Source organism: Idiomarina sp. 017G (genome assembly GCF_004362265.1).
Taxonomy (GTDB): domain Bacteria; phylum Pseudomonadota; class Gammaproteobacteria; order Enterobacterales; family Alteromonadaceae; genus Idiomarina; species Idiomarina loihiensis.
In genome coordinates this window covers 73,913-96,821 of sequence record NZ_SNWT01000002.1, presented here as the reverse complement: position 1 = coordinate 96,821, position 22,909 = coordinate 73,913, and the positions used below count along the sequence as shown (strand labels likewise).

Annotated in this window: 22 protein-coding genes and 1 tRNA gene; 11 read left to right on the top strand and 12 right to left on the bottom strand. The window is 43.8% G+C overall.

Annotated elements, in window-relative coordinates; translation table 11 throughout:
- Window positions 1–3: 3 nt before the first annotated feature.
- Window positions 4–543, bottom strand: coding sequence for a hypothetical protein (locus DEU30_RS05590; RefSeq protein WP_227016321.1), 540 nt, complete (start codon window positions 541–543; stop codon window positions 4–6).
- 127 nt (window positions 544–670) lie between these two features.
- On the bottom strand, window positions 671–1,108 hold the full coding sequence (locus DEU30_RS05585; RefSeq protein WP_227016326.1) for a LysR substrate-binding domain-containing protein: 438 nt from the start codon (window positions 1,106–1,108) through the stop codon (window positions 671–673).
- A gap of 21 nt (window positions 1,109–1,129) precedes the next feature.
- On the opposite strand from DEU30_RS05585, the gene DEU30_RS05580 reads away from it, so the two are divergent.
- The 10 genes from DEU30_RS05580 to DEU30_RS05535 all read left to right on the top strand — a co-directional run bounded on the left by DEU30_RS05580 (window position 1,130) and on the right by DEU30_RS05535 (window position 10,757).
- Complete coding sequence (locus DEU30_RS05580) at window positions 1,130–1,747, top strand: DMT family transporter (RefSeq protein ID WP_235598947.1); 618 nt, start codon at window positions 1,130–1,132, stop codon at window positions 1,745–1,747.
- Between the two features lie 252 nt (window positions 1,748–1,999).
- On the top strand, window positions 2,000–2,941 hold the full coding sequence (locus DEU30_RS05575) for an NYN domain-containing protein (RefSeq protein ID WP_034822182.1): 942 nt from the start codon (window positions 2,000–2,002) through the stop codon (window positions 2,939–2,941).
- Window positions 2,942–3,246: 305 nt separating this feature from the next.
- Entirely contained in the window at window positions 3,247–4,488 is a 1,242-nt protein-coding gene (locus DEU30_RS05570; protein WP_114981677.1) for a site-specific integrase, read from the top strand.
- Between the two features lie 15 nt (window positions 4,489–4,503).
- Window positions 4,504–5,505, top strand: coding sequence for a hypothetical protein (locus DEU30_RS05565; RefSeq protein WP_133493648.1), 1,002 nt, complete (start codon window positions 4,504–4,506; stop codon window positions 5,503–5,505).
- A gap of 7 nt (window positions 5,506–5,512) precedes the next feature.
- Window positions 5,513–6,442 carry a hypothetical protein gene (locus DEU30_RS05560; RefSeq protein WP_114981675.1) on the top strand — a complete coding sequence of 310 codons (930 nt, stop codon included), beginning with the start codon at window positions 5,513–5,515 and terminating at the stop codon, window positions 6,440–6,442.
- A gap of 76 nt (window positions 6,443–6,518) precedes the next feature.
- Entirely contained in the window at window positions 6,519–6,752 is a 234-nt protein-coding gene (locus DEU30_RS05555; protein ID WP_114981674.1) for a helix-turn-helix domain-containing protein, read from the top strand.
- Window positions 6,745–6,990, top strand: coding sequence for a hypothetical protein (locus tag DEU30_RS05550; protein ID WP_114981673.1), 246 nt, complete (start codon window positions 6,745–6,747; stop codon window positions 6,988–6,990). The genes DEU30_RS05555 and DEU30_RS05550 overlap by 8 nt, the downstream gene beginning before the upstream one ends.
- Window positions 6,984–8,618, top strand: a complete 1,635-nt coding sequence (locus DEU30_RS05545) for a replication endonuclease (protein WP_114981672.1) — start codon at window positions 6,984–6,986, stop codon at window positions 8,616–8,618. The genes DEU30_RS05550 and DEU30_RS05545 overlap by 7 nt, the downstream gene beginning before the upstream one ends.
- A 124-nt stretch (window positions 8,619–8,742) precedes the next feature.
- Complete coding sequence (locus tag DEU30_RS05540; RefSeq protein WP_114981671.1) at window positions 8,743–9,648, top strand: retron St85 family effector protein; 906 nt, start codon at window positions 8,743–8,745, stop codon at window positions 9,646–9,648.
- Window positions 9,649–9,794: 146 nt separating this feature from the next.
- Window positions 9,795–10,757, top strand: coding sequence for a retron St85 family RNA-directed DNA polymerase (locus DEU30_RS05535; RefSeq protein ID WP_114981670.1), 963 nt, complete (start codon window positions 9,795–9,797; stop codon window positions 10,755–10,757).
- A 50-nt stretch (window positions 10,758–10,807) separates the two neighbouring features.
- Here the strand turns inward: DEU30_RS05535 and DEU30_RS05530 are convergent, their stop codons facing one another.
- The 9 genes from DEU30_RS05530 to DEU30_RS05490 form a co-directional block, all read right to left on the bottom strand.
- A complete protein-coding gene (locus DEU30_RS05530; RefSeq protein ID WP_114981669.1) occupies window positions 10,808–11,026 on the bottom strand; it encodes a hypothetical protein in 219 nt (72 codons plus the stop codon).
- Between the two features lie 58 nt (window positions 11,027–11,084).
- Window positions 11,085–12,899 carry an AAA family ATPase gene (locus DEU30_RS05525; protein ID WP_114981668.1) on the bottom strand — a complete coding sequence of 605 codons (1,815 nt, stop codon included), beginning with the start codon at window positions 12,897–12,899 and terminating at the stop codon, window positions 11,085–11,087.
- Between the two features lie 169 nt (window positions 12,900–13,068).
- Window positions 13,069–13,144 (bottom strand) — tRNA-Ile (locus tag DEU30_RS05520).
- 45 nt (window positions 13,145–13,189) lie between these two features.
- Entirely contained in the window at window positions 13,190–14,608 is a 1,419-nt protein-coding gene (locus DEU30_RS05515) for a HAMP domain-containing sensor histidine kinase (protein WP_034822135.1), read from the bottom strand.
- Between the two features lie 18 nt (window positions 14,609–14,626).
- A complete protein-coding gene (locus DEU30_RS05510; protein WP_011235426.1) occupies window positions 14,627–15,403 on the bottom strand; it encodes an amidohydrolase family protein in 777 nt (258 codons plus the stop codon).
- 25 nt (window positions 15,404–15,428) lie between these two features.
- Window positions 15,429–17,258: an RNA polymerase sigma factor RpoD gene (gene rpoD, locus DEU30_RS05505; RefSeq protein ID WP_034822133.1), complete on the bottom strand. Its 1,830-nt coding sequence runs from the start codon at window positions 17,256–17,258 to the stop codon at window positions 15,429–15,431.
- Window positions 17,259–17,360: 102 nt separating this feature from the next.
- Complete coding sequence (dnaG, locus tag DEU30_RS05500; protein WP_114981667.1) at window positions 17,361–19,106, bottom strand: DNA primase; 1,746 nt, start codon at window positions 19,104–19,106, stop codon at window positions 17,361–17,363.
- Window positions 19,107–19,245: 139 nt separating this feature from the next.
- Entirely contained in the window at window positions 19,246–19,461 is a 216-nt protein-coding gene (rpsU, locus tag DEU30_RS05495; RefSeq protein ID WP_011235429.1) for a 30S ribosomal protein S21, read from the bottom strand.
- Between the two features lie 56 nt (window positions 19,462–19,517).
- Window positions 19,518–20,318 carry a glycosyltransferase gene (locus DEU30_RS05490; RefSeq protein WP_227016319.1) on the bottom strand — a complete coding sequence of 267 codons (801 nt, stop codon included), beginning with the start codon at window positions 20,316–20,318 and terminating at the stop codon, window positions 19,518–19,520.
- 168 nt (window positions 20,319–20,486) lie between these two features.
- Between DEU30_RS05490 and DEU30_RS05485 the strand changes: the two genes are divergently transcribed.
- Window positions 20,487–21,815, top strand: coding sequence for a protein kinase (locus DEU30_RS05485; RefSeq protein ID WP_227016325.1), 1,329 nt, complete (start codon window positions 20,487–20,489; stop codon window positions 21,813–21,815).
- On the opposite strand, the gene tgt is transcribed toward DEU30_RS05485, so the two are convergent.
- Window positions 21,791–22,906: a tRNA guanosine(34) transglycosylase Tgt gene (tgt, locus tag DEU30_RS05480; protein ID WP_016341397.1), complete on the bottom strand. Its 1,116-nt coding sequence runs from the start codon at window positions 22,904–22,906 to the stop codon at window positions 21,791–21,793. The two genes, DEU30_RS05485 and tgt, sit on opposite strands and share 25 nt — an antisense overlap.
- Window positions 22,907–22,909 lie beyond the last annotated feature (3 nt).

Here is a 22,909-nt window from a genome sequence, read left to right as displayed (position 1 = left end):
TTATTAACATCCATACTCGGCCATTAAGCCTTTAAAATGCTCTTTCTCAGCTTCTGTTGTTGCCGAAGCCATGCCTTCTTTCACAGCGTCGCACACAGCCGAACTGCCACTACCCGTGTTGCCACGCTGATGATCTTTGGTGTCCACCGAACTTTCCGATGCCGTAGATGTAGATTGTTGTTGCTGTTCACTGGAGTTTGCGCCGCTATTACCCGAGCTGCCATCAGAGCCCGAAGCACCACCTGCAGCACCAGAACCGCTGCCACTGGCAGCATCAGCAAGGCTACCGGAAGCCGACGCAGTGGCCTCTTCCATACACTCTGCCGAGTCATCTAAAGAGGCAAAAAGCGCAGCTTCTTCAAGCGCAATGCGTTCTTGCAGAGTGAGCGTGCTGGGGTCGACGTCGTCGAACTCTATGTAAGCGCAATCGGAATAGCTTTTTTCCTGTGCTTCAGCCACACCACTACCCAAGCACAACACCGCCAGAAAACACACGGGCACGTAGGCAAAGAAGTTAATGAGTGATGAACTGATTTTATCCACGGTAGGAACCTATAAAATGACTTGAGGGCAGTACTCAGATAACGTTAAGTTAAGGTTATTATATTCCCGAATGTAAATAAACTGTAAATGTAAATTTTTTGTGGGGAAGCCGTTCGTTTGCTGCTATTTACAGCACACCATCATTACCCTGGAAGCGCTGTAACATAAAGTCAATCAACAGCCTTACCCGGTAAGGTATATTGTCTCTGTCGCGGTAGAGCATTTCACACCCGCGAGCCTGGTTGCTCCAGTCCGGTAAAATGTGTTGAATTTTGCCCGACTCGAGCAGAGGTTGTGCGTGGTAGTCGGGAATAAAGCCAACGCCTATGCCACCGGCTATCACTTCAGTAAGCAAACTCATGTCATCCACTTTTAAGCGTATGTTGTCGGTAGCCGTATAAGCCTGCTTTTCACCCGAGTGAATATGTTGCAGACTCCAGGTCAGCATAGGCGAACACAGCACCGTGGGTAACCCGGCTAAGTCGGCGGGAGCCCTTATGTGGGATACGTCCAAATTTGCCGGAGCGCAAATAGCAAAACGAATATTGGTTAACTGTCGGCCAATCCAGTGAGTTGCGCTTTGATTATGGCGCTAAGCCCGTTAACCACATCGCTAATTGGTTCTTTATTACAGCGTAAGCTGCTGACCCGCGGCGCCGTATTCAGCCTGGTGGTGTGCTTGTCGGGCGTGTTGCTTGTGCTGACCAACGGCGAACTGAAACGCTTACTCAGTTTTGAATTCAACCACGGCGACCAGATCATCTTTTTAGGTATGCTGTGCTGGAGCCTGTACACCTATTTAACGCAAGGCATTAGCCGCTGGATGCCCATGATCCCCTATACCTTTATTGGCATGTTAGCCGGCCTTGGCGTTATTTCTGTAGTAGCGGCGTTTAGCGCGGAAGCCCACCCTGTTCAGGAAAGCCTGGCAATAAGCCAAATTGTCTTAGCCGACTTACTCTTTATTGGTGTTTTTGGCACCGTGGGTGGCTACCTTTTATGGATTTCCGGCGTCAAACAGCTTGGTGCAGCAAATGCCTCTTTGTTTTTTAACTTCGTGCCCATTTTCGCTGCACTTACGGCCGTAACTTTTGGCCAGAACGTTACCGGTTTGCAGCTGCTTGGTATGGCGGTTGTCATTTCAGGACTGCTACTGCCCCGACTAACTCATTGGCGACAGCAGCGTTTTGCGCGGATGGGGTGAGATGTGTTTTAGCGTGACAGTAGTGCTTCTAATTAAGTGACCACATTTAGTTGACCACTACAATTCACAGATTTTTTTAAATTCGAAGATCGCTAGAAAGATTTTACGTAAAACACCTTGCAGATTGTCAACTAATAGTATAACTTTATACAACAACTTACCCATCTTCCACGCGTGGCGACATACAGACCCCTGGAGTTGGGCGAAAGAACCGACCTTTGCGTCGGTTTTTTCATTTCAGGGATGGAAAGTTTGAGAACAAGAATTTATATCGATGGCTACAATTTGTATTTTGGCTGTTTAAAGGGGACTCCCTATAAATGGCTTAACCCAGTCTCGTTATCTGAAAAACTTCTCACTCGCTCAGGCGCTCCGAATTCGAAGTTAGACCCGCTTGCAGTTAAATTTTTCACAGCTGAAATTAGTCAACGAGCAGCTGCTGACTCCAATTCTCTTAATGATCAACGTGCTTATCACTTAGCTCTCAAGCTCCACTTGGGTGACCGTCTGGAAACCTTCAAAGGTAGCTACTCAATTGATAAAACAAAATTCCCTAAAGTAGAGTACGGTAACGACGGTAGGGAGTTAGAGCCACGCGCTTCTGAACGCATTAAAATCTGGAAAATGGAAGAAAAACAAAGTGATGTTCACCTTGCGCTTGAAGCTGTTTACGACGCGATGATGGAACCAGAGCTAGAACAAGTCGTTTTTGTAACGAACGACACAGACTTTGTACCTGCTCTAAAGAAAATTCGAGAATACAACAAACTAAACCGTCATCGTCAAATACAAATAGGTGTTGTTATTCCTATAAAACGGTACGAAGACTACCGTAAACCCAATAATAGCTTAAGCACCCTATCCGATTGGACTATTCATTTTATAGATGAATGTGAGCTTGCTCAGTCTCAGATGCCTTGCCGCGTTCGAGGCGCAAGAAAATCGGCAATAAGGCCTTTTAGCTGGTTCAAGCACCCCGAAGAAATTGAAAAAATTATATCAATTTTAAGTGATAAAACCCTAGAAGCAAGTCCTGCTAAAGCTTGGAAGTGGCTTGAAAAACCACTTTATCCATCGGAAGATCTTGAGAATATTAACGGCTTACCCTGCGACCAGCTAGACAATAAAGATTCGCTAAAAATCATTCTACAGCACGTTCAAGCCTATGCGGCCTATAAACGCTCACGACTCTAATTGACAGTGTTAGTTAAATCGACATTAATCTTGTAGTTAAACCATCGACTCACCAACTAATTTTCATTAGTAATAACTAATACTGAAAGCCTTTAAAAATGGTGGCCCCTCCCAGATTTGAACTGGGGACCAACCGATTATGAGAGAGTTTTGGCATTGTATCTCGGTGAACAACGAAGAACAAATAAAAACAAAATAACCTTTAATTTCATTAAGTTAAATGAATAAAGATTGTTTACTCTTGTTCACCGAGATCCCATGTAGCACAATCACTTTGCTACATATTTGCTACATGGGAAATTTCAATGGCTATACGAGCTAAGATCACGAACGCCTCAATCAAAAAACTGACACCTTCTGATCAACGTCTTAACGATACAGAGATCAGTGGCTTTCACGCTCGTATAACAAACAAAGGAAGTGTCTCTTACTACCTTTACTATCGCAAGGATGGAAAGCAGGTAAATTATCGCCTTGGTACTCATGGAAAAATCACACCTGCTGAAGCCAGAGAACTGGCTCGAATAAAAGCGGGTGAAGTGACCAAGGGTACAGACATTCAGGAAGAGAAGAAAAAACAGAAAGTTGAAGCCGAACGCGAACGGGCTAATCAACTCGAAAAATACCTAAACGAACATTACGAGCCTTGGCTTAATGCAAAAAATGCCAAAACAGCGAAGCGCATCATAAAAACCATAAAATCTGGCTTCCCTGACTTTCTGAAACTACCCCTGTCAGAGATTAAAGCTCATAAAGTAGAACAGTGGCGAAACAAGAAGACTAAATCCAGCGTGACCAAAGCTACGGTTAACCATTACGTAAACTCGTTAAAAGGGGCTATGAGCCGCGCAGTGGAATGGAACCTGATTAGCTATCACGACCTTAATAAAGTTAAAACCCTAAAGACCGACAACACGCGATTGCGTTATCTGACCAAAGATGAAGAAGCTAATCTGTTAGAAAAACTTCGTGAACGTGATGAACAAATCAAAGCCGCCAGAGACAGCGCAAATGAACACAGAAGGATTCGCGAATACGAGGAAACCGATAGTTTACGGGGTCAAATGTATGCAGACCATTTAGAGCCGATAGTGTTACTTGCTATGAATACCGGAATGCGGCGCGGTGAAATCTTTCAACTGAAATGGTCCGACATAGACTTTCTAAGTAACACGCTCGCTGTCAAAGCCGACAACGCGAAATCAGGTAAGTCTCGTATTTTGCCGCTGAATAAAACAGCTATGACGGTCTTGGAAGAATGGCGAAAAGTAAGCCAAAGCCAGTTCGTTTTTCACGGCAAAGAAAAAGATCCTTTAACTGATATTAAGAAAGGCTTCCTGAAAGTGCTTGATGAAGCCAACATTGAAAATTTCAGATTCCACGACCTACGCCATCACTTTGCCAGTAAACTTGTCATGGCGGGCGTTGATTTGAATACTGTCCGTGAGCTGTTAGGCCATGCTGATATTAAAATGACTTTGCGGTATGCTCACTTAGCACCTGAGCACAAGGCAAAGGCAGTAGCGTTGCTCAGCTTCAATCAATAGAAATGCGTGGGGAAAATGGACGAAGAGCTAATACGCTGGGGCATTACTACACTTATCGCAATATTAGGTGCTTCAGTTGCCTTTTATGCACTTAGCAAGAAGCTGTTCATAAAAATACGAGCTTCGTTTAGGCTAGTTAATTCTGCAATGTACGATGATATCTATATTTCATCAGTTTTACTGATCAACGAAAAAGACAGAACTGAGGCAATATACGGAATCTATTTAAAATGTGATAGGTACATCTATATTCAACTCAAAGAATTTGAGTCGCCTCTACTTCTGGGGCCTTATGAAACTGTAAATTTAGATTTGGAACCTGTTTCTTGGTACGGTCTAAGTGATACCAAAGTAAATTTAAATAGTTTCCTATCAGATAATCCTGACCTCAGGATTATCTTAAGTACACGGCGAGGGAAGCATAAAACTAAAAAAGTCAAAAATTATTGGAATCCGATTTACGAACAGCTGAAAAGTGGTCAAGCAGCAACAGTTCATAAAGTTCAGCTAAGAAGCACAATCGACTCTACTAATTCTCCAATTATTAGTAACAACGCAGATTACCTGATTCATTGTCAAATTGCTGGCCAACGATTTCTATTCCAGATATTTAACTCACAAATCAAAAGGATTAATAACCCTAAATTCTTCAACCTTAATAGTTCGTCACTCGAAAGCGAATCTACGTTGATTAACCATTTAACGAATAACGAGTTTGAAGACCATCTAGGTAATATTATTGATATCTTATCGATTAAGAGATTAGACGATGATCAAGAAGTTGAAATCTATAGAAATATATACCAGAACAGCATTGAACTGCCTAGCTGGGGAGTTTTTGATTATTATATTATCGCTCCTCTCTCTATGTGGATACACGATATCTATTTAAGTAAAAAAAACTTCCGACCTGATAATTTTTCGTCATTCCTCGAAAGAGTTTTTATGTCCGCTTTACCATACATTTTAATCGCAATTTTAATTTTTATTGTTATTCTGTCTAATCTAAGAAATTGAAAAACTTATGAATTTAGAACGAATTGAAAGTAAAAAAACTATAAGTATCGCAAGCTTAGCAGATCTTCTCACTTTGGTTGAGCAAAGAAAAATCGTACTTTTCGCCAATATCAAATCGACATTAGCTATAGCTCGACGACTTGCTTTTCCAAATGAGTTTGTAGGCATGGCTACAGCTTCGATTGATACATTCGCTCCTGTCTCAAGTAAAATTGCAGAAGATGTGATTCGGAAAGGTGAATCAACACTTAAAAGAATACGAGTGAGGGCGTCAGAATTAACTGAGTGGAACCCTGAATTCCCTTACGACAACATAGACGATATTGACGGTCTTGACGATTGGGAAGGCACTGACTTCGACACGGCAAAACAAAAGTCAGTCGAGCTACTGTTAGAGCCTACTGTAGCCCCAGACCTTAAGTCATTAGCAGACTTACTCACTCAGTTAGTTGCTAAGAAAATGAATAACGAAAATGCAGGTGGATTGGATAGTCAGAAAAGGTTATCGAGTAAAGGGTACAAAATTACTAAGTTCGATTTGTTTGTTGAAATCGATAAACTTCATGAAGCTCTAAATGAAACGTCACTCACCGTCAACGATCAGTTAGCTGGTTGGCAGTCTCTGAGCGAGCAGGAAATTATTCATTTAATCAAAGAAGCTGACGCACAGATTGATCCACTTAATATCATTCTTTTTCGCCTATTAGCGGCTCATCCAGAATCACCAATGAAAACCTTATGGGCTGAATTAGAAAGCGAACATAAAAATGAAATACGCTTTTACGACACCGAACATCTAATTGAAGATTTTGATATTGATGCATTGTTTTGGCTGAATGGTAGACGGACTAAGCGTTGTTCATATCGAACCGCTGAAAATCGCATTTCTCAGGTCAAGATTGCAGTAAATAACTATTTTTCACAAAAAGTCTCATAGTTTCACAGAAAGTCTCATTCCTTTAAAACACCACGCTAACCTCACTGTGAATCCATAAACACAGAAGGTTGACACTATGAACGTTGAGAAACGTGCATTTTCAGAAATTGAAGCATCCGAGTACATCGGAATGAGCCGCTCATACTTGCGTCAGTCACGCATGGATGGGCAAATTGGTAAACGCAAACCTGCCCCACCATTCATTAAAATTGGGCGGACTATCCGCTATCTCAAAGAAGACCTAGACGCTTGGCTTAACAGCTTTTGTCGCGCTTCCAATTTAACGGAATTGGAGGTTCGCCATGACTAAGTTATCCGATGACCAAAAAGCACTGCTGAACTATTTACGGAACGGGAAACCGCTCCATATCTGCATTGACTTAGTTCCTTTTATGGGTGCAGTCATGGCATTAGATGAACTGCCAAGCTGTGACCGAAAAGCATTGGTCTCTCTCAAGGAAAGGGGGCTGATTGAAACAGAAGCGAGAAAAATATACGGCGTTTGGTGCTTACTAGTATCTGCTACCGAAGGAGTTTCATCATGCTAAATGACGCTCAGAGAAAACATTACTCATTGCTTTATCCTGAATTGGCAGACGACATTGAAAAGTTTGATATTGGTAGTGTCGAATATTTTGCTTATTACTTATACAAGCTTCCTCAAGAATTTAGTTCGAGATTGCGTAAAGCCTATTTCAAACGCCCTACCATTCGTGAACGTAATATATTTATACGAGATTTAAGCGACAGAATATTCTCAGATGTACCGACTTTCGTAAGGAACCTGAACGCTGATCAGTCCGATATACGTTTATGGGCAAATCAACAGTCTGAAAACTGTTTACGGATGATGAGAAATACCCCTTATACCTATACGGGAAAATCCGGCAAGAAAATCCCTTATACGGAAAAACAACAAAATACCGAAAAACTGTATACGAGGATGGCCTCTTATACGAGAAGCCTTAATCTCGAGCCACCAGAACCTAATTCAATGGTTACCATTGAAGGCTGTATAAGGAGGATGACTGACGCAAGTTGGTGGATGCGCCGTATAAAGACAAGCTTGAAACAAGCCCGAGAAAATACGGCTATCAACTTGAATATAGTTTCGAAAAACCGCGACATTTATTGCAGCAGTTTAACAGCAAAAGCACGACAAACTGAAAAAGCCATGGAGAAAGAGTTTTTAAAGAACAGTTTTCGCGAGAACGAAAACGGAGAGCGAGTATCACTGTTCGATCTTTCGCAAACAACCGTTGCTAACCCTGTAAATAGACGGAATGAAATGATGATTCGCATTCGCGGCTTCGAGAATCAAGCTGATAAGCTAAATCACGAAGCTTTATTTTTAACACTCACTTGCCCCTCGAAATATCACAACAACTACGCGAGATCGGGCAAAGCTAACCCTAAATGGATGGGAGCAACACCCAAACAAGCTCAAAGCTATTTAACGAATTTATGGGCCCGCATTCGCGCTAAACTGAACCGTGACGGCATTATGATATACGGAATGAGGGTTGTTGAGCCTCAGCACGACGGAACCCCACATTGGCATCTACTGGTCTTTTTACCACCTAGCCAGGTTGAAGCCTTCTCTCAAATATTCCGGCATTACGCCCTCCTTGAAGACGGAGACGAATCAGGAGCACAAGAAAACCGTTGCGATATTACTCGCATCGACAAGTCTAGGGGCAGTGCATCCGGTTATATCGCCAAATACGTTGCTAAAAACATAGACGGCGCACACCTTGAAACGGGTACTTATGGCGAATCAGTTAACATCACCGTAATGCACGTAGAAGCATGGGCCTCCTGTTGGTCAATTCGTCAATTTCAACAACAAGGTGGTCCTCCTGTTTCTCCTTACAGAGAATTACGCCGCGTACGTCACGAACAACCTGAAGATTCGCCTTTTGAGATTCCAAGACAAGCGGCAGACAAAGGCGATTGGTGCGGCTACCTTGAGGCCATGGGCGGGCTATTCGTAAAGCGCAAAGACCTGAAGTTAAAACTCGATTATGAAATCGAAGTGGACGAAGAAACAGGAGAGATAAAGTCGACCAAATACGACTGCAATATCAGCAGAAAGTTAACTGGATTAAAAGCGGGCAACGAACGCTTAAAAACCCGTTTTCATACGTGGCGTCCTGTGTCTTTAGGAGCCGATTAATCGGCTCCACTTGGAGTACTGGGAATAACTGTACGGAAACTCATAGTCCACTATAGCTACTCCTACTTGTTTAATTTAAATATTTCTGGTAGCAATAGCTTATATCTCAAAATGGTTGAGCCAAATGAAAAATACAATTTCTGATCACGAGCTACAAAGTATAGCCCGTATCGTAAAAGAGAAAATATTTGTTCCTAGAGGAGAAAAGAAGACTACGATTTTCCTTTGCGGAGCAGATATAAAAGATAGTTCGACCATTCGCGCAAAAGTTGCCTCTATATTCCAAGAGTACCCTAGATTCGAGCTACTATACCCAGAAGACTTGTTCGACGACTTGCTTTCCGGACAAGGGCAACATAGCCTGCTGGAGCTTGAAAACATACTAGCGCGGAGTGTTGACTCAATAGTAATAATCCCTGAAAGTCCAGGGTCTTTTGCTGAGTTAGGTGCGTTTTCAAACAATCAAACACTTGCCGCTAAAATAGTTTGCATAGCCAATAAAAAATTCAAGAAAGAAAAGAGCTTCATTAATTACGGCCCTTTTAGGCTCATCAAAAAGTCTAATTCGGGTAAAGTAATTTTTGAAAACTATAGTGAACTTTCGAATCGAGAGGAAAGGCACAAACTTTATAGACGGATAAGCAGCATTATAGCGAAAATCAAAAAGAGTAATCCTGTTAAGAAAACCATAACAAATATACTCGAAACCGATAACTTCATTTTACCTTGCATCTATCTGATGGATGAAGTTGATAATGTAAGTCTATATAAGCTGGTAGAAAGTGCGACAGGTGCTAGCAACTCGTTATGTGAAATCGCTACAAAATCGTCTTTAAGCTCCCTTATTAGCTCACGAAAAATAACCCGAACACCTGACGGATACGTAGTAACCCAGTCAGGGATAAAGCATGTAAGAGAAACTTACGAGAAGCTATATTTAGATAAAGCAAGAATCGAGTTGTTAAATAGAAAAAACCGTAGAAATACTAAGATTAAATATGATAGGGTCGATGTTGGCGCTCACTTTTAGCAAACAGACGTCAGTCTGTTGGACGGCGCTTCGCCGCCCTAGTAATAATCTAGTGTCTGCTGTTTTAAAATCTGTACCTCAAGTATCTCTCGATACTTGATCTACACCTTTTAACACATTTCTTTAGACGTAAAAGTGACGCGCCTATGCCTCAAGACTCTCATATTTATAGACTAAGAAATCTTGGCTTACCGGTAATGAAGTCATCGGAAGACTTTGCTAATTATACAAAGTTATCAGCTAGCAGAATTCGATTGCTACACCTGCGGGCAGATAAGTTTTATAAAGTATACCGTTTACCTAAAAAATCTGGAGGGACTCGATTAATTGCGCAGCCGTCCAGAGAGTTAAAAGCCTTACAGGGATGGATACTTCGCAATATTCTAGACAAGCTGCGAGCTTCAGATCAATCTAAAGGTTTCGAAATAGGCTCTAGTATTTTAGATAATGCAGCTCCTCACACTGGTGCTAATTTTATTCTAAATATAGACCTAGAGGATTTTTTCCCAAGCATTAAGGCCAACAGAATATTTAGTATTTTCCGAAGTATTGGCTATAACAAAGAGCTATGCGTTTTACTCACCAACCTCTGTACATATTCAGGTAGATTACCGCAGGGAGCTCCTACATCTCCCAAACTTGCAAACTTAACTTGTGCTCAACTTGACGCCAGAATACAGGGCTACGCTGGCCCTAAAGGGATAATTTACACTCGCTATGCAGATGACATAACTCTATCAGCACAAACAGCAACTAAAATATATAAAGCAAGATATTTTTTAGACTACTTAATAGCAGATGAAGGCTTCACAATTAATAGGCAGAAAACTCGCGTTTATGGAACGATGAGTAGAAAATGCGTAACTGGTCTAGTTGTATCTGAGTCAGCCGTTGGAATAGGGCGAGAAAAATATAGAGAAATACGCGCTCAAATTCATCATCTTTTTTCTGGCAAGGCTGATTCTTACAGATACTTAAATGGGCTACTGGCATTCTGCTTCTCTGTAGATACAAAATCATACCGGAGGGCATATAAATATATGCGAAAATTACAGGAAAAATATCCAAATTCCAATGCAATGAACTCAATAATTCCCGAGAAAGAATGATAATCAGCTAAAGACGGCTACGTAATTGTCGCTTAATAATAGCCTAAGCCTTATTCTCCCACGTACTTTAATCCGTCATCTTTAACCAACTGTTCCCACTCTTGATTATCCAACTCTTGCGCTATAGCCAAAGGATCATCTTTTTCATCTTCTCCCACCACTTCAACTAAAAAGAAGTCCGCAGAGTCGCCATAAACCCCCTCCACTCGCAAGTTTAAACTTCGCCCTTTAGACGAAACGTAGAGGCCTACTTTGGGCTTTGAGTTCATATAGGTTAACCTCGTTGAAATATAGAGAATTAAATTATAGTTGTTAAAAATACTCTTTTTATGAAAAAGAGTATCCCAATAAATTCACAAGTTCATTTTTCGAGCGTTGTGTCAAATCAATATGCCCTTCTAAAAAATTTCTAACTCTGGACCAAGAGTTGTAGGGCTTATCAGAGCTAGGAGCTATTTCATTTTCCATTTGGTCCCAAAGAATATGCTCGAAAGTATCATTGATCACAAAAGGCTCACACCTACCACATTGTTCTTTAATTTTCGTATTCGCCCTATAAGGATGGAGGTGATGTAATTGATCAAGCTCATCATCCCTTTTTTCTTTTTGATCTTTATCATGCACAACCCTGAAGTCGACACCTAAACCATTTAAAGTTTTTAATATCGCAGGGATAGTCCATTTCCCACCTGCTGAGACAACTGTAGTGTCTTTATATAAAGGAATATCAACGCCTAACTTATCTGCCAGTTCCTTCGCTAAGGAAAATACTGCAAGCTCGGTATCCCCTTCCACTATCAAAGCTCTCTTTGCAAAGAAGCTTTCGGCAACAGATGGGTGAAAGTCTAATGCTGCTCTAAGATGGTTTCTCTCGTTATAATCATCATTTTCTTCAAAGATCTGACTAGTTACTTCTGTAATGGTTCGGTCACCATTTTGATCTTTTCTCATTAATTTTAAAGATTCAGGATTATTCCCTATATCAACAAGAAATGGCGAATGCGTTGAGCAAATCACCTGAAATCCATTTTGCTCACTGCGGCTTACAAGAACGGATTTTAACCTCCGCATTAAATGGGGATGAATATAAAGCTCTGGCTCTTCATACAAAACTATAATAGATCTGCTTTCATCGCCTCGCTTTGCAAGTTGATAAGCATTACTCTCCAACAAAGCATAAGCTAACGCGCGCTGAACGCCGCTTCCTTGATAAATTAAATCTGTATCTATTTCTTCATTGATGATCAATTTCGAAGCTTTCAGAAAAGACTCTTCGATTTTTATGTCACCTAGCTCAAGTCGAACAGAAGAGCTAAAGTCTAAAACTTCATTTATAGAATCAGATAACTTGGATAAGGTATCATCGAGCTCGGGAATTGGGCCATCCTCGCCTTCGCCTTTAACTCTTCGATTTAACTCATCCGCCACTTTCTTGTAGTCCTCAAAGCAATCATTCTTTTTTATGCTCGGAAATAAAGTTTCATTAAACAAAATTGCAAAAGGACTAGTTTTATTTGTGTTCCGCAGCTCTTCATCAATAGTAAACGTTGCAGGCACATACATTACGTGGGGAACCGCTTGCTGAAGAGAGTTAGGGAAGCCTTTTTCAACCCAATCCGCGACGGTAGGACACTTATCTGCGTGATAAGTATCCATATATTCTTCAACTTTACTAATGTCGCTAAAAAAATCTTTTTTACTTTTTCCAAAATGTTCAGACAACTCACCAAAAAGATCATGCGATTTAAAATCTGCCCATTTTAATTCTACCCACGGATAGTTTGTATACTCGCAATACACCGAATACTCAGTTTCGACTTTTAATGTTTCTGCATTGCATGACGCCTCCATCCTTACGATTAGAGAGTCACGGTACAAAAGTTTTGAAATTGATGGTCGACGTTTCTCCCAATCTTCTAGCTCCTCAAAGCGGCATGTGATTCTCATCAAATCGCCATTAGGATCTCTATTTGGCCAATCATCTAACGTCGGTTTCTTATTATCTAAAACTAAATTGAGCGCAGCTAGCACTGTTGATTTCCCGATGTTATTGGGGCCTACAAGGGTAGTAAAGTTCTCAAAATTTATCTTGGTTTCTCTAATTCCTCTAAAATTATCAATCTCCACTTTAGATAATTTCATAGTTAGTCGTCCCTGATTACTTTGTAAATATAAAGTTAATAGGCTGCCAGCTAAAGAAAGTTAGTTCAAGAACTATTCAGGAACATAGTGCTTTCTGCTACATATTTGCTACATGGAAAATAAAAACAAAGAAAAGTTAGTGGAAACTTCGGCTGAAAGCCTTTAAAAATGGTGGCCCCTCCCAGATTTGAACTGGGGACCAACCGATTATGAGTCGGGTGCTCTAACCACTGAGCTAAGGGGCCATTTTTGATTGGAAGCTGTGAAGCGGCGCAAATTATACGAACTTTTTAGGCTTTTGTCATGGGTATCAGCACGTTAAATCGTGAAGTTTTATCAACTTTTTCATAACTGATGTCGCCACCCTGGCTGTGCAGTGTGTCCCGCACTACCTTAAGCCCTATGCCATACTGGGTTGGTGCCAGCTCGTCGGCGTGGAAAAGTAAATGCTTGTTTTTCTCTTCTATGCCCGTGCTTTCGTCGCTAACGGCAATTTTTATAAAGTTTTCTTCAGCAGTTGCCTGCAACATAATTTCGGAATTTACCGGCACAAAGCTCATTATATGGCGTATTAAATAGTCCATTGCAAAACGCACAAGTAAGGGGTCAGCCTCTAGCTTCAGCCCTTTTTCTGCTATGGCGGTTAGCGTAATATCTTTTTCGTTACTATGGCCTTCGTGGTAGTCGGCCAGGTTCTGCAGAAAGTCTTCTACATCCAGTGACACGGCTTTGCCATTGCCCATTTCTGAGGTAACTTTCTCAAACGAATTAAACAGTTCGGTTAGCTGCGAAACCTTGCCCTTAATGTCGTCTTCACTCATTTTTGAGAGCTTGCGCTGCATGTCTTCCAAATCGGCTAATACCAGCGCTGTCATTGAGCGCGCAATGCGCCCTACCAGGGTTTTCTGGTTAGCCATAATAACTTTGTTCATCTGCTGGCTAAGCTCACGCTCTTTGGCCTGAATTTTCTGACGCGCCTGGTACAACAACAGCAATAATGGCTGAATTTCTGGTATCTCGGTGGTAACGGTAACGGCCTGAGAGCTGTCTTCGGCCTGCACCACAATGCGGTCACGTTCAGAGTGCCAGTTGCGGTTAAACACCGACTCGCACACCACCAATATGCCACCAATAATGGCCAGCAAAACAAAGAGTACGCTGACAATAATAGAGAAGTCTGCCGGTACCAGCTGCACTTCTTTTTTCAGCCAAATGCCCAGGTTGTAATGGTTGGTCTCGGGGCAGGCGGCGACCACGGTTGCCACACGGTCATTCGACTGTACCGAAACTACCTCGCGTTGCTGCTCTAAAGAGCGCTGTACTGCGGAACGAACAATAGGAACATCGTCATTACTAATGCCAATTTCCGAGGCGCTACTGCCGCTGGTTGGGAATGCGAAGCCCATAAAGCCTTGGGCTGTGTGCCAGAAACCACCTTTAACGCCCTTAGTGTCAGCTATAGCGTCGCTGAGCGCCTGATGCATTAAGTCGGGGTTGGCTACTTGTTGTTGCGGTGATTCAGAAGCAGGGAACAGGCTATTTACCGCTAATTGCACATTCTGGCAGGAGCGACTCATGGCATTTTGATTGCGCTGCAGGGTTTCGCCTGCAGAAAACCAGAACGCAACTAGCAAACCGCCGACAGCCACTGCAATTAACGCAATAGCCAGACGGCGGTTATGTTTAGTGTGAGATGAGAGAGACTGCACTTACCTCACTCTCTATTTTTAAGGTAAATTGTAAAAACTGCGGGCATTTTGATAAAAGACTTTATCAACTGCCTCTTCGCTATCCAGAGCATTCACAATATTGGTGATATCTGAAGGCTCGAATGAACGATTACTGCGTGTGCCCGGTAAATCGGTACCAAACATCAACGCGTCCGGGTTCGTTTCATTCAGGGTTTTAATGGCCTCTTCAATATTCACTTCAGTACGACCAAAACCACTGGCTTTAATTTTTACGCCACCTTCGGCTAAACGACGAACCTGAGACAAGCCCGACTTCGCCATACCTAGGTGGTCAACACTGAGTTTCGGCAGTTTAAGCAGAGTAGGAACCATGTCGTCCAGCTCGCGGCTGTCAACATAGATTTCCAGGTGCCATCCGGCTAAGTCCCAAATGCGCTTACCAAAATCAACAATACCTTCAATATCACGATGCACACCGCGCTTCAAGTTAACGCGCACACCGCGAATGCCGTGCTCTTTCAACTGCTGAATTTTTTCATCGCTAACAGTTCCCGGCAACTGGGTAACACCCACAAAGTTGTTGCCCAGGTTCTCCAGCGCGGCTTTCAGGTAGCGCTGTTCAAAACCCTGGAACGAACCTGACACAATGACTCCGCCTTCAATAGGCATGCCACGTACCAGGTTACGATAGTCATCAATGTAAAAAGGCTCAGGGATATGACCTTGGTTTTCAATTAGCGGAAACTCGTCATCATAAATGTGTAAATGCGAGTCAATAATACGTTTCGGCCAATTGTCACGGTTGTTACCCATGCTGCCTCCTTTGTCAGAGAATATCTTACTCATCCAAGAACGATTTAAGCTGCTCTGAGCGGCTTGGATGGCGAAGCTTTCTTAATGCTTTGGCTTCAATTTGACGAATTCGTTCACGCGTCACATCAAACTGCTTGCCCACTTCTTCTAAAGTATGGTCGGTATTCATATCAATACCAAAGCGCATACGCAATACTTTCGCTTCACGTGCCGTTAAACCACCAAGCACATCGCGAACCGAGTTACGCAGGCTTTCTGATGTTGCCGAGTCAATTGGCAAGTCCAGCGTGCTGTCTTCAATAAAGTCACCCAGATGCGAATCTTCATCGTCGCCAATTGGGGTTTCCATTGAAATAGGTTCTTTCGCTATTTTCAGTACTTTGCGAATTTTGTCTTCCGGCATCATCATGCGCTCTGCCAGTTCTTCCGGCAGTGGCTCGCGGCCCATTTCCTGCAACATTTGGCGAGAAATACGGTTCAGCTTATTGATGGTTTCAATCATATGAACCGGGATACGAATAGTACGCGCCTGGTCCGCAATTGAACGGGTAATTGCCTGACGGATCCACCAGGTTGCATAAGTTGAGAACTTATAACCACGGCGGTATTCGAATTTGTCCACGGCTTTCATCAAACCAATGTTACCTTCCTGAATTAAGTCCAGGAACTGTAAGCCGCGGTTGGTGTATTTTTTCGCAATGGAGATAACCAAACGCAGGTTAGCTTCAACCATTTCTTTTTTCGCACGGCGCGCTTTGGCTTCGCCAATGGACATGCGACGGTTAATTTCTTTAACTTTACCAATGGTTAAGCCAGTTTCGCGTTCAACATCAACCAGCTTGTTTACACAGCGTTCAATTTCGCCGCGCACTTCTTTCAATGTGTCGGAGTAGCTTGCACCAGAGTCAATTTCTTTATCAACCCAGGCCATGTTGTTTTCATGGGTAGCAAAAGCTTTCATGAAGTTGCGTTTAGGCATTTCGCCCTGTTCAACGCTTATCTTCATAATAATACGTTCCTGCACACGAACACGCTGCATCATGGCACGCATGTCTTTAACCAAACGGTCAAATTGCTTAGGAACCAAACGGAACTGTTTGAATAAGTCGCTTAACTTATCGATTTCAACACGAGCACCGGCACCATCACGGCCATGCTTAGCAATCGCCTGACGTGTAGCTTCGTATTGTTCGCGCAGTGCATTAAATTTGCTGCGTGCAAATTCCGGATCAATACCAGTATCCGCTTCTTCCTCGTCTTCGTCATCATCGTCGTCTGATTTTTCCAGCTCTTCGGTTGGAAGTTCAGAACCAACGTTAGTAGCGGCTACAGGCGCTTCGTCTACTTCGTCTGGGTCGATGAATCCGGAAATAATGTCGGTTAAGCGCAGCTCTTCGGCTTCGTAAGAGTCCCACTGCTCAAGCAAGAAGTTAATGGCTTCCGGGTATTCTGCAACAGAGCACTGAACCTGGTTAATGCCTTCTTCAATACGCTTGGCAATGTCAATTTCGCCTTCACGAGTCAGTAGCTCAACGGTCCCCATTTCACGCATGTACATGCGCACTGGGTCAGTTGTGCGGCCAATTTCGCCATCGACAGAGGCTAATGCTTGCGCAGCTTCTTCGGCAGCGTCTTCATCTGCAGCACTTTCTGCCATCATCAGATCATCGGCATCGGGTGCGCTTTCAAACACGCGAATACCCATGTCGTTGATCATGCGAATAATGTCTTCAACCTGATCGGAATCAACAATTTCCTGCGGTAAATGGTCATTGACCTCAGCAAATGTCAAAAACCCTTGTTCTTTGCCTTTCGCAATAAGGACCTTAAGTTGCGATTGCCGATTCTGCTGCATACAGACGTTCCACCTGTGACTGTGAATGTAGAGTATCCAAAATGACCAAATAGTATATCAGAATACTGATTTTGAAGCTAGCGTAAGGCGTACCCTGATGTACTATCTTGCCTTACTTAAATACTGAATCAGCGTCTGATATTCCTGACGCTCAACTCGTGTTAATGCACCTTCCTGCTCTTTCTTTAAAAGTGCGTTCGCGCGCTGCTCAAAATATTGGTCAATTAGATAAATAAATATATCGTTAAATTCTTGCTCAACGTTATCTTCGTCAAGCTGATGTTGCCATAACGCGAGTTTCTGCAAAGGCTGGTAATACTCGGTATCGCGCCAGCCTTCTAACACCTGCGCCGTGGTCATTTGGCGTTCTGCACACTGCTTGTGCAAAGCTATTAGTAAATCAATGCCGCTAACCTGCAGTTCTCGTAGTTCCTCACGAACCGGAACCGATTGCGCCAGTTGCGGGTATTGCAGTAACAAAGCAATGGCTTTGCGTAACGGCGTCATTTTTACGCTTTCTTTTGGTCGCGACTGACGTTGCGGCTTTTCAAACTGACGCTCCAGTTGCGACGTTTCGCGGCGAAGCTTTTCTGCTAACCGCTGCATTAAGGTGTCGCGATAATATTCACTCGCCACTTTCTCAATTAAGGGTTTTGCAATATTCAGTAATTGAGAGCGTCCGGCATCGCTACTAACGTCAATGTCGGCCTGTAAATGCTCGAAGAAATATTCAGTGAATGGTGTCGCCTTTTTTAATTCACGCTCAAAGGCTTCGGCACCGTGCTCGCGCACAACTGAATCTGGGTCTTCACCTTCCGGCAAGAACAGAAACGCCATATCCAGGCCGTCGCGCAACAGTGGCAACGCATTTTCTAATGCACGCCAGGCAGCGTCGCGGCCTGCGCGGTCACCGTCGTAACAACAAACAATTCTGCCACTAGTACGGAATAAACGCTGTAATTGTTCACTGGTAGTAGCCGTACCCAACGACGCAACGGCGTAGTGAATGCCCGCTTCGGACAAAGCCACCACGTCCATATACCCTTCGACAATACAAACCTGTTCTGGTTTCCTTACGGCCTGTTGCATATGCCAGTAACCGTATAACTCACTGCCTTTGTGAAACAGGCGGGTTTCCGGAGAGTTTAAGTACTTAGGTCCGTCGCCATCAATAATGCGACCACCAAAGCCCACCACCCGGCCACGCCGGTCATGAATAGGAAACATGACCCTGTCACGAAAAAAGTCGTAATGCCGGCCTTTCTCGTTACGGTTAATAAGCTTTAATTCCAGTAACTGCTGGCGTTGCGGGGCCGAGCTACCAAATGTGCTTAGCAGGCCGTCCCAGGCGTCGGGTGCATAGCCAATTTGAAAACGTTTTACCGTTTCGCCGCTTAAACCCCGACCTTTTAAGTAGTCTATAACCCGATTTGAGTTTTCATGGTGCTTTAACTGATGCTGGAAAAAACGAGCTGTTTTACTCATAAGCTCCGAGTCGTCCTGCATCTGTTGTTGTTTCTTTTGTGCTAGCTGAGGGTTCTCCGGTTGTTCCCGAGGAACCTCCACTCCCATAATGCCGGCCAGTTCTTCCACCGCGTCGGGGAAGTTTAAACCGTCAAATTCCATTAGAAAATCAATAGCGTTACCGTGCACCCCACAGCCAAAGCAATGGTAAAACTGCTTGTCTTGGCTAACGGTAAACGACGGCGTTTTCTCATTATGGAACGGGCAACAGGCCTGATGGTTTCTACCGGCCTTTTTCAACGGTACGCGGCTATCAACTATTTCAACAATGTCTGCTCGTTCGAGCAAGTCATGGATAAAGCTTTTGGGGATCAGGCCTGCCATATTGTTTCAATACCGAAGTTGCGAAAACAAGAAAGTTGCGAAAACAAAAAGTAGCAGAAACACGAAAGCCGCGACGATATAGTCACGGCTTTCAGCACTTTACGGAAAAGTGAACACTCAAATTGTCGTAGGTATGGTCTTAGTAAAGACGAGTACGACGAGCGTTATCACGAGACAGTTTTTTCGCGTGACGCTTTACCGCAGCAGCTTTCTTGCGCTTACGCTCTGAAGTCGGCTTTTCATAGTGCTCGCGACGACGAACTTCAGAGAGAACACCTGCTTTTTCACAAGAGCGCTTAAAGCGACGCAAAGCTACGTCAAACGGCTCGTTTTCTTTCACTTTAACGACTGGCATTAAAAAATCACCTCGGGTAAATTATCTGTTTCGGTTAAAAATTAACCACTACGGGTTCAATTGGTGCTGAATTGTACCGACTCAGATTCGCCTTGTAAAGTGTTATCCGAAGCATCCCATCCAGGGTCATTATCGCTAAGCAGTTCGCGGACTGGCGTAGAGTGCAGGAAAAGCGTACTGACTAAATCCTGTAAATTATTTGGTTTTTCTTTGTACGACAAACCGAGTTGCCATAACTGTGGGCCGACCGACCTAATACTTCGGGTTATCAATTGCTGAAGCAAAATGGTTTCGTCGTCTGTTTTGACTCTGACTTCAGCTTCTAAGCCTCTGCTGTCCTCGATATTAACCGGCGAGGTGCCAAAGTAATTAAATGCGATGCCTTTATTGGAAATATCCACAATTTTACCGGTAAGAGGCTCACCGAGTTTATCTTTTAGCTGCAGCTGGAGTCTTGCATCGCAATTTACGCCAACCCTTGGTGACGACCGCAGAATTTCCACACTGGCATTTCTGGGGTAACTGACAAACAAAAGTTTTTGTGGGTATTGAGTAATGTGGAGAATGTCGACCACGCCGGTTACCTGCTCGCCTTTTGGAGAGACCGTTTTTATTGCAACATTCTTTTCTGTAGCCAGCATTGGCAAGATATCTTGCCAGCAATACTGTCTGGAAAGTTCCAGAATAAGATAATCGGGATGCTGTTGACCCACCAGCGTCATATTTAAGCGTTTATAGCTCTGCTTATCTTTAATCTGGACTTCGACGGACTGCCTGAATCCACTGTTTGCCAAAACATCGCTGTTCTCCCGCATCAGTGTTAACCCCTGCTTTATTATTTTTATGAAACTCATCATAGCTTATATCTAAGGTTTTTTAAGCCACAGACTAATTATTTTTATTTGATGTCAATTGACGTCATTTAATGCATACACTGTAAGCTCTTCCTCAAAACCTGTTGTTTGGTGTTTGTCATCGTTAGACTGGATTTGAGCTTAAGTAGTAAGGATACGAGTTTGGCTGAAGTGCATCCGGACAACAATTTTCCCTATCCAATACCAGCGCGTTACCAGTCAATAAAATTGCTGGGACAAGGTGGTAGTGGCCTGGTCTATAAAGCCTACGACCAGCGTTTAAAACGCACGGTTGCGATTAAGTTTGCCCGCTCGCCCTCTATTGTCAGCCGCCACAGGCTGGTAAATGAAGCGCGTTTGTTATCCAGTGTTGACCACCCTGCTCTTTGCCGCGTGTTTGATGTTGGCGAACCGGAAGTTTCTTCCTCTTCACTGTTTATGGTGCTTGAGTACATTGAAGGCAAACCTTTAAGCAAGCAACGCAGCTGCCTGTCTGTTTATGACGCCGCCAAAGTGGTTAAATCTCTTACTGACGGGGTTTGTCGTATGCACGAGGCTGGTTACGCTCACAACGATATTACCGCCCAGAACATTATGATCCGCTCAGCAGACAATGCTGAAGGCGAGAGCAATAATTCCGCGGTTCTGGTTGATTTGAGCATTGCGGCACCGAGTTCACCCACAACCATTAAGCGCGATATATACCAACTGGGCGCGTTACTTTTGTCGTTACTGACTAACATGAAGCCGGAGCATTTTTTTCAGCACCCAATAACGCACCGCAACCGGCTTCCTGCCGAACTCAGTCGCATAGTAAAGAAAGCGCTCTCGGCTGAGCCAAATGAAGGTTTTCAGCATTGCCGTGAGCTTCAGCAGGAGCTTGATGGCTGGCTCCGTAACTATCAGTTAAGAAAACGTTTCTTCTGGCTGGGGGCTGGTGGTGCTGCCATTTTGGTTATTATTTTTGTCTTGTTCATTTTTTTGCGGGAGCAGACAAACCGACATTTGCTGGACGGTTACTCGGTTGAACAGAACCAATACGCACATGCGCTTGTTTTTGCTCATTATTCACGACATCTTGCCAACGGCGGCCAGCTTCAACAGGCAGCGGAGCAGGCTGAGTTAGCGCTTACCCACTTCGACGACGCTGTAGCAAGCAGTCCTGAGCTGCTGAAGTACCACTCTGAACGCGCTCATTTTGTGCTAAGTTCAGACAATATTTTTACCCGCTCACAACGCACGACTATGCTGCTTAATGCCATTAATGAACTGGGTAACCCGGATATCTATGAAGAAAAAGCGGCTGCCCATTATTTGCGGGCAGAAATGTATTTAGGTCTCGCTGAACTGAATAGCGAACAACCACATTTAGTTGAACGATGGAAAGCATCTGCGCTGAGTTCAGTAGAAGCAGCGATCAAGCACCAGCCTGATGTCGATCGCTACCAGCAATTACGTACTGAAATCGATAAGTCTCAGTCCAGTGCCGGGACGGATTGATCTCTTAAGCGGTAAAACTCTTTTACATAGTCATCAAAAGTACCGGCATCCAGTGCGTCGCGCATATCACTCATTACTTTTTGATAAAAGCGCAGGTTATGAATGGTATTCAGGCGTGACCCCAACATCTCATTGGTACGATCCAAATGGTGCAAATACGCCCGCGAATAATTTTTGCAGGTATAGCAGTCGCAGTTTTCATCCAGCGGAGAGGTGTCTGTACGGTGCACCGCATTACGGATTTTTACTACGCCAGTGCTAATAAATAAGTGACCGTTACGCGCGTTACGCGTTGGCATAACGCAGTCGAACATATCAATGCCGCGACGTACGGCTTCAACTAAGTCTTCCGGCTTGCCCACACCCATTAAATAGCGAGGTTTTTGCTCGGGCATTTGCGGCGCAGTGTGCTCTAAAATGCGCATCATATCTTCTTTCGGCTCACCTACCGACAAACCACCAATAGCGTAACCGTCGAACCCGATATCGGTCAGACCTTTCAGAGAAATATCGCGCAGCTCTTCGTACATGCCGCCCTGAATAATACCGAACAACGCGGCTTTGCTCTCACCGTGTTCTTGTTTAGAGCGTTCGGCCCAGCGCAACGAAAGCTCCATTGAACTGCGTGCTTCTGCCTGCGTGGCAGGAAACGGCGTGCATTCATCAAATATCATGACAATATCTGAACCCAGCTCGCGTTGAACCTGCATAGACTTTTCCGGGGTCAGCAGTATTTTCTCACCGTTAATGGGCGAACGGAAAGTCACGCCCTCTTCGGTAATTTTACGAAGCTCACCCAGACTGAACACCTGAAAACCGCCGGAGTCGGTCAGAATAGGCTTGTCCCAGTTCATAAAGTCGTGCAAGTCGCCATGCTGCTGGATAATTTGCGTACCCGGACGCAGCATTAGGTGAAAGGTATTACCCAGGCAGATTTGTGCGCCGGTGTCTTTTACCTCTTCTGGTGTCATACCTTTTACGGTACCCAGAGTACCTACCGGCATAAACGCTGGCGTTTCTACGGTTCCACGTTCAAATACCATGCGCCCACGACGCGCGCGACCACTGGTTTTGTCTAATTCAAATTTCATTGT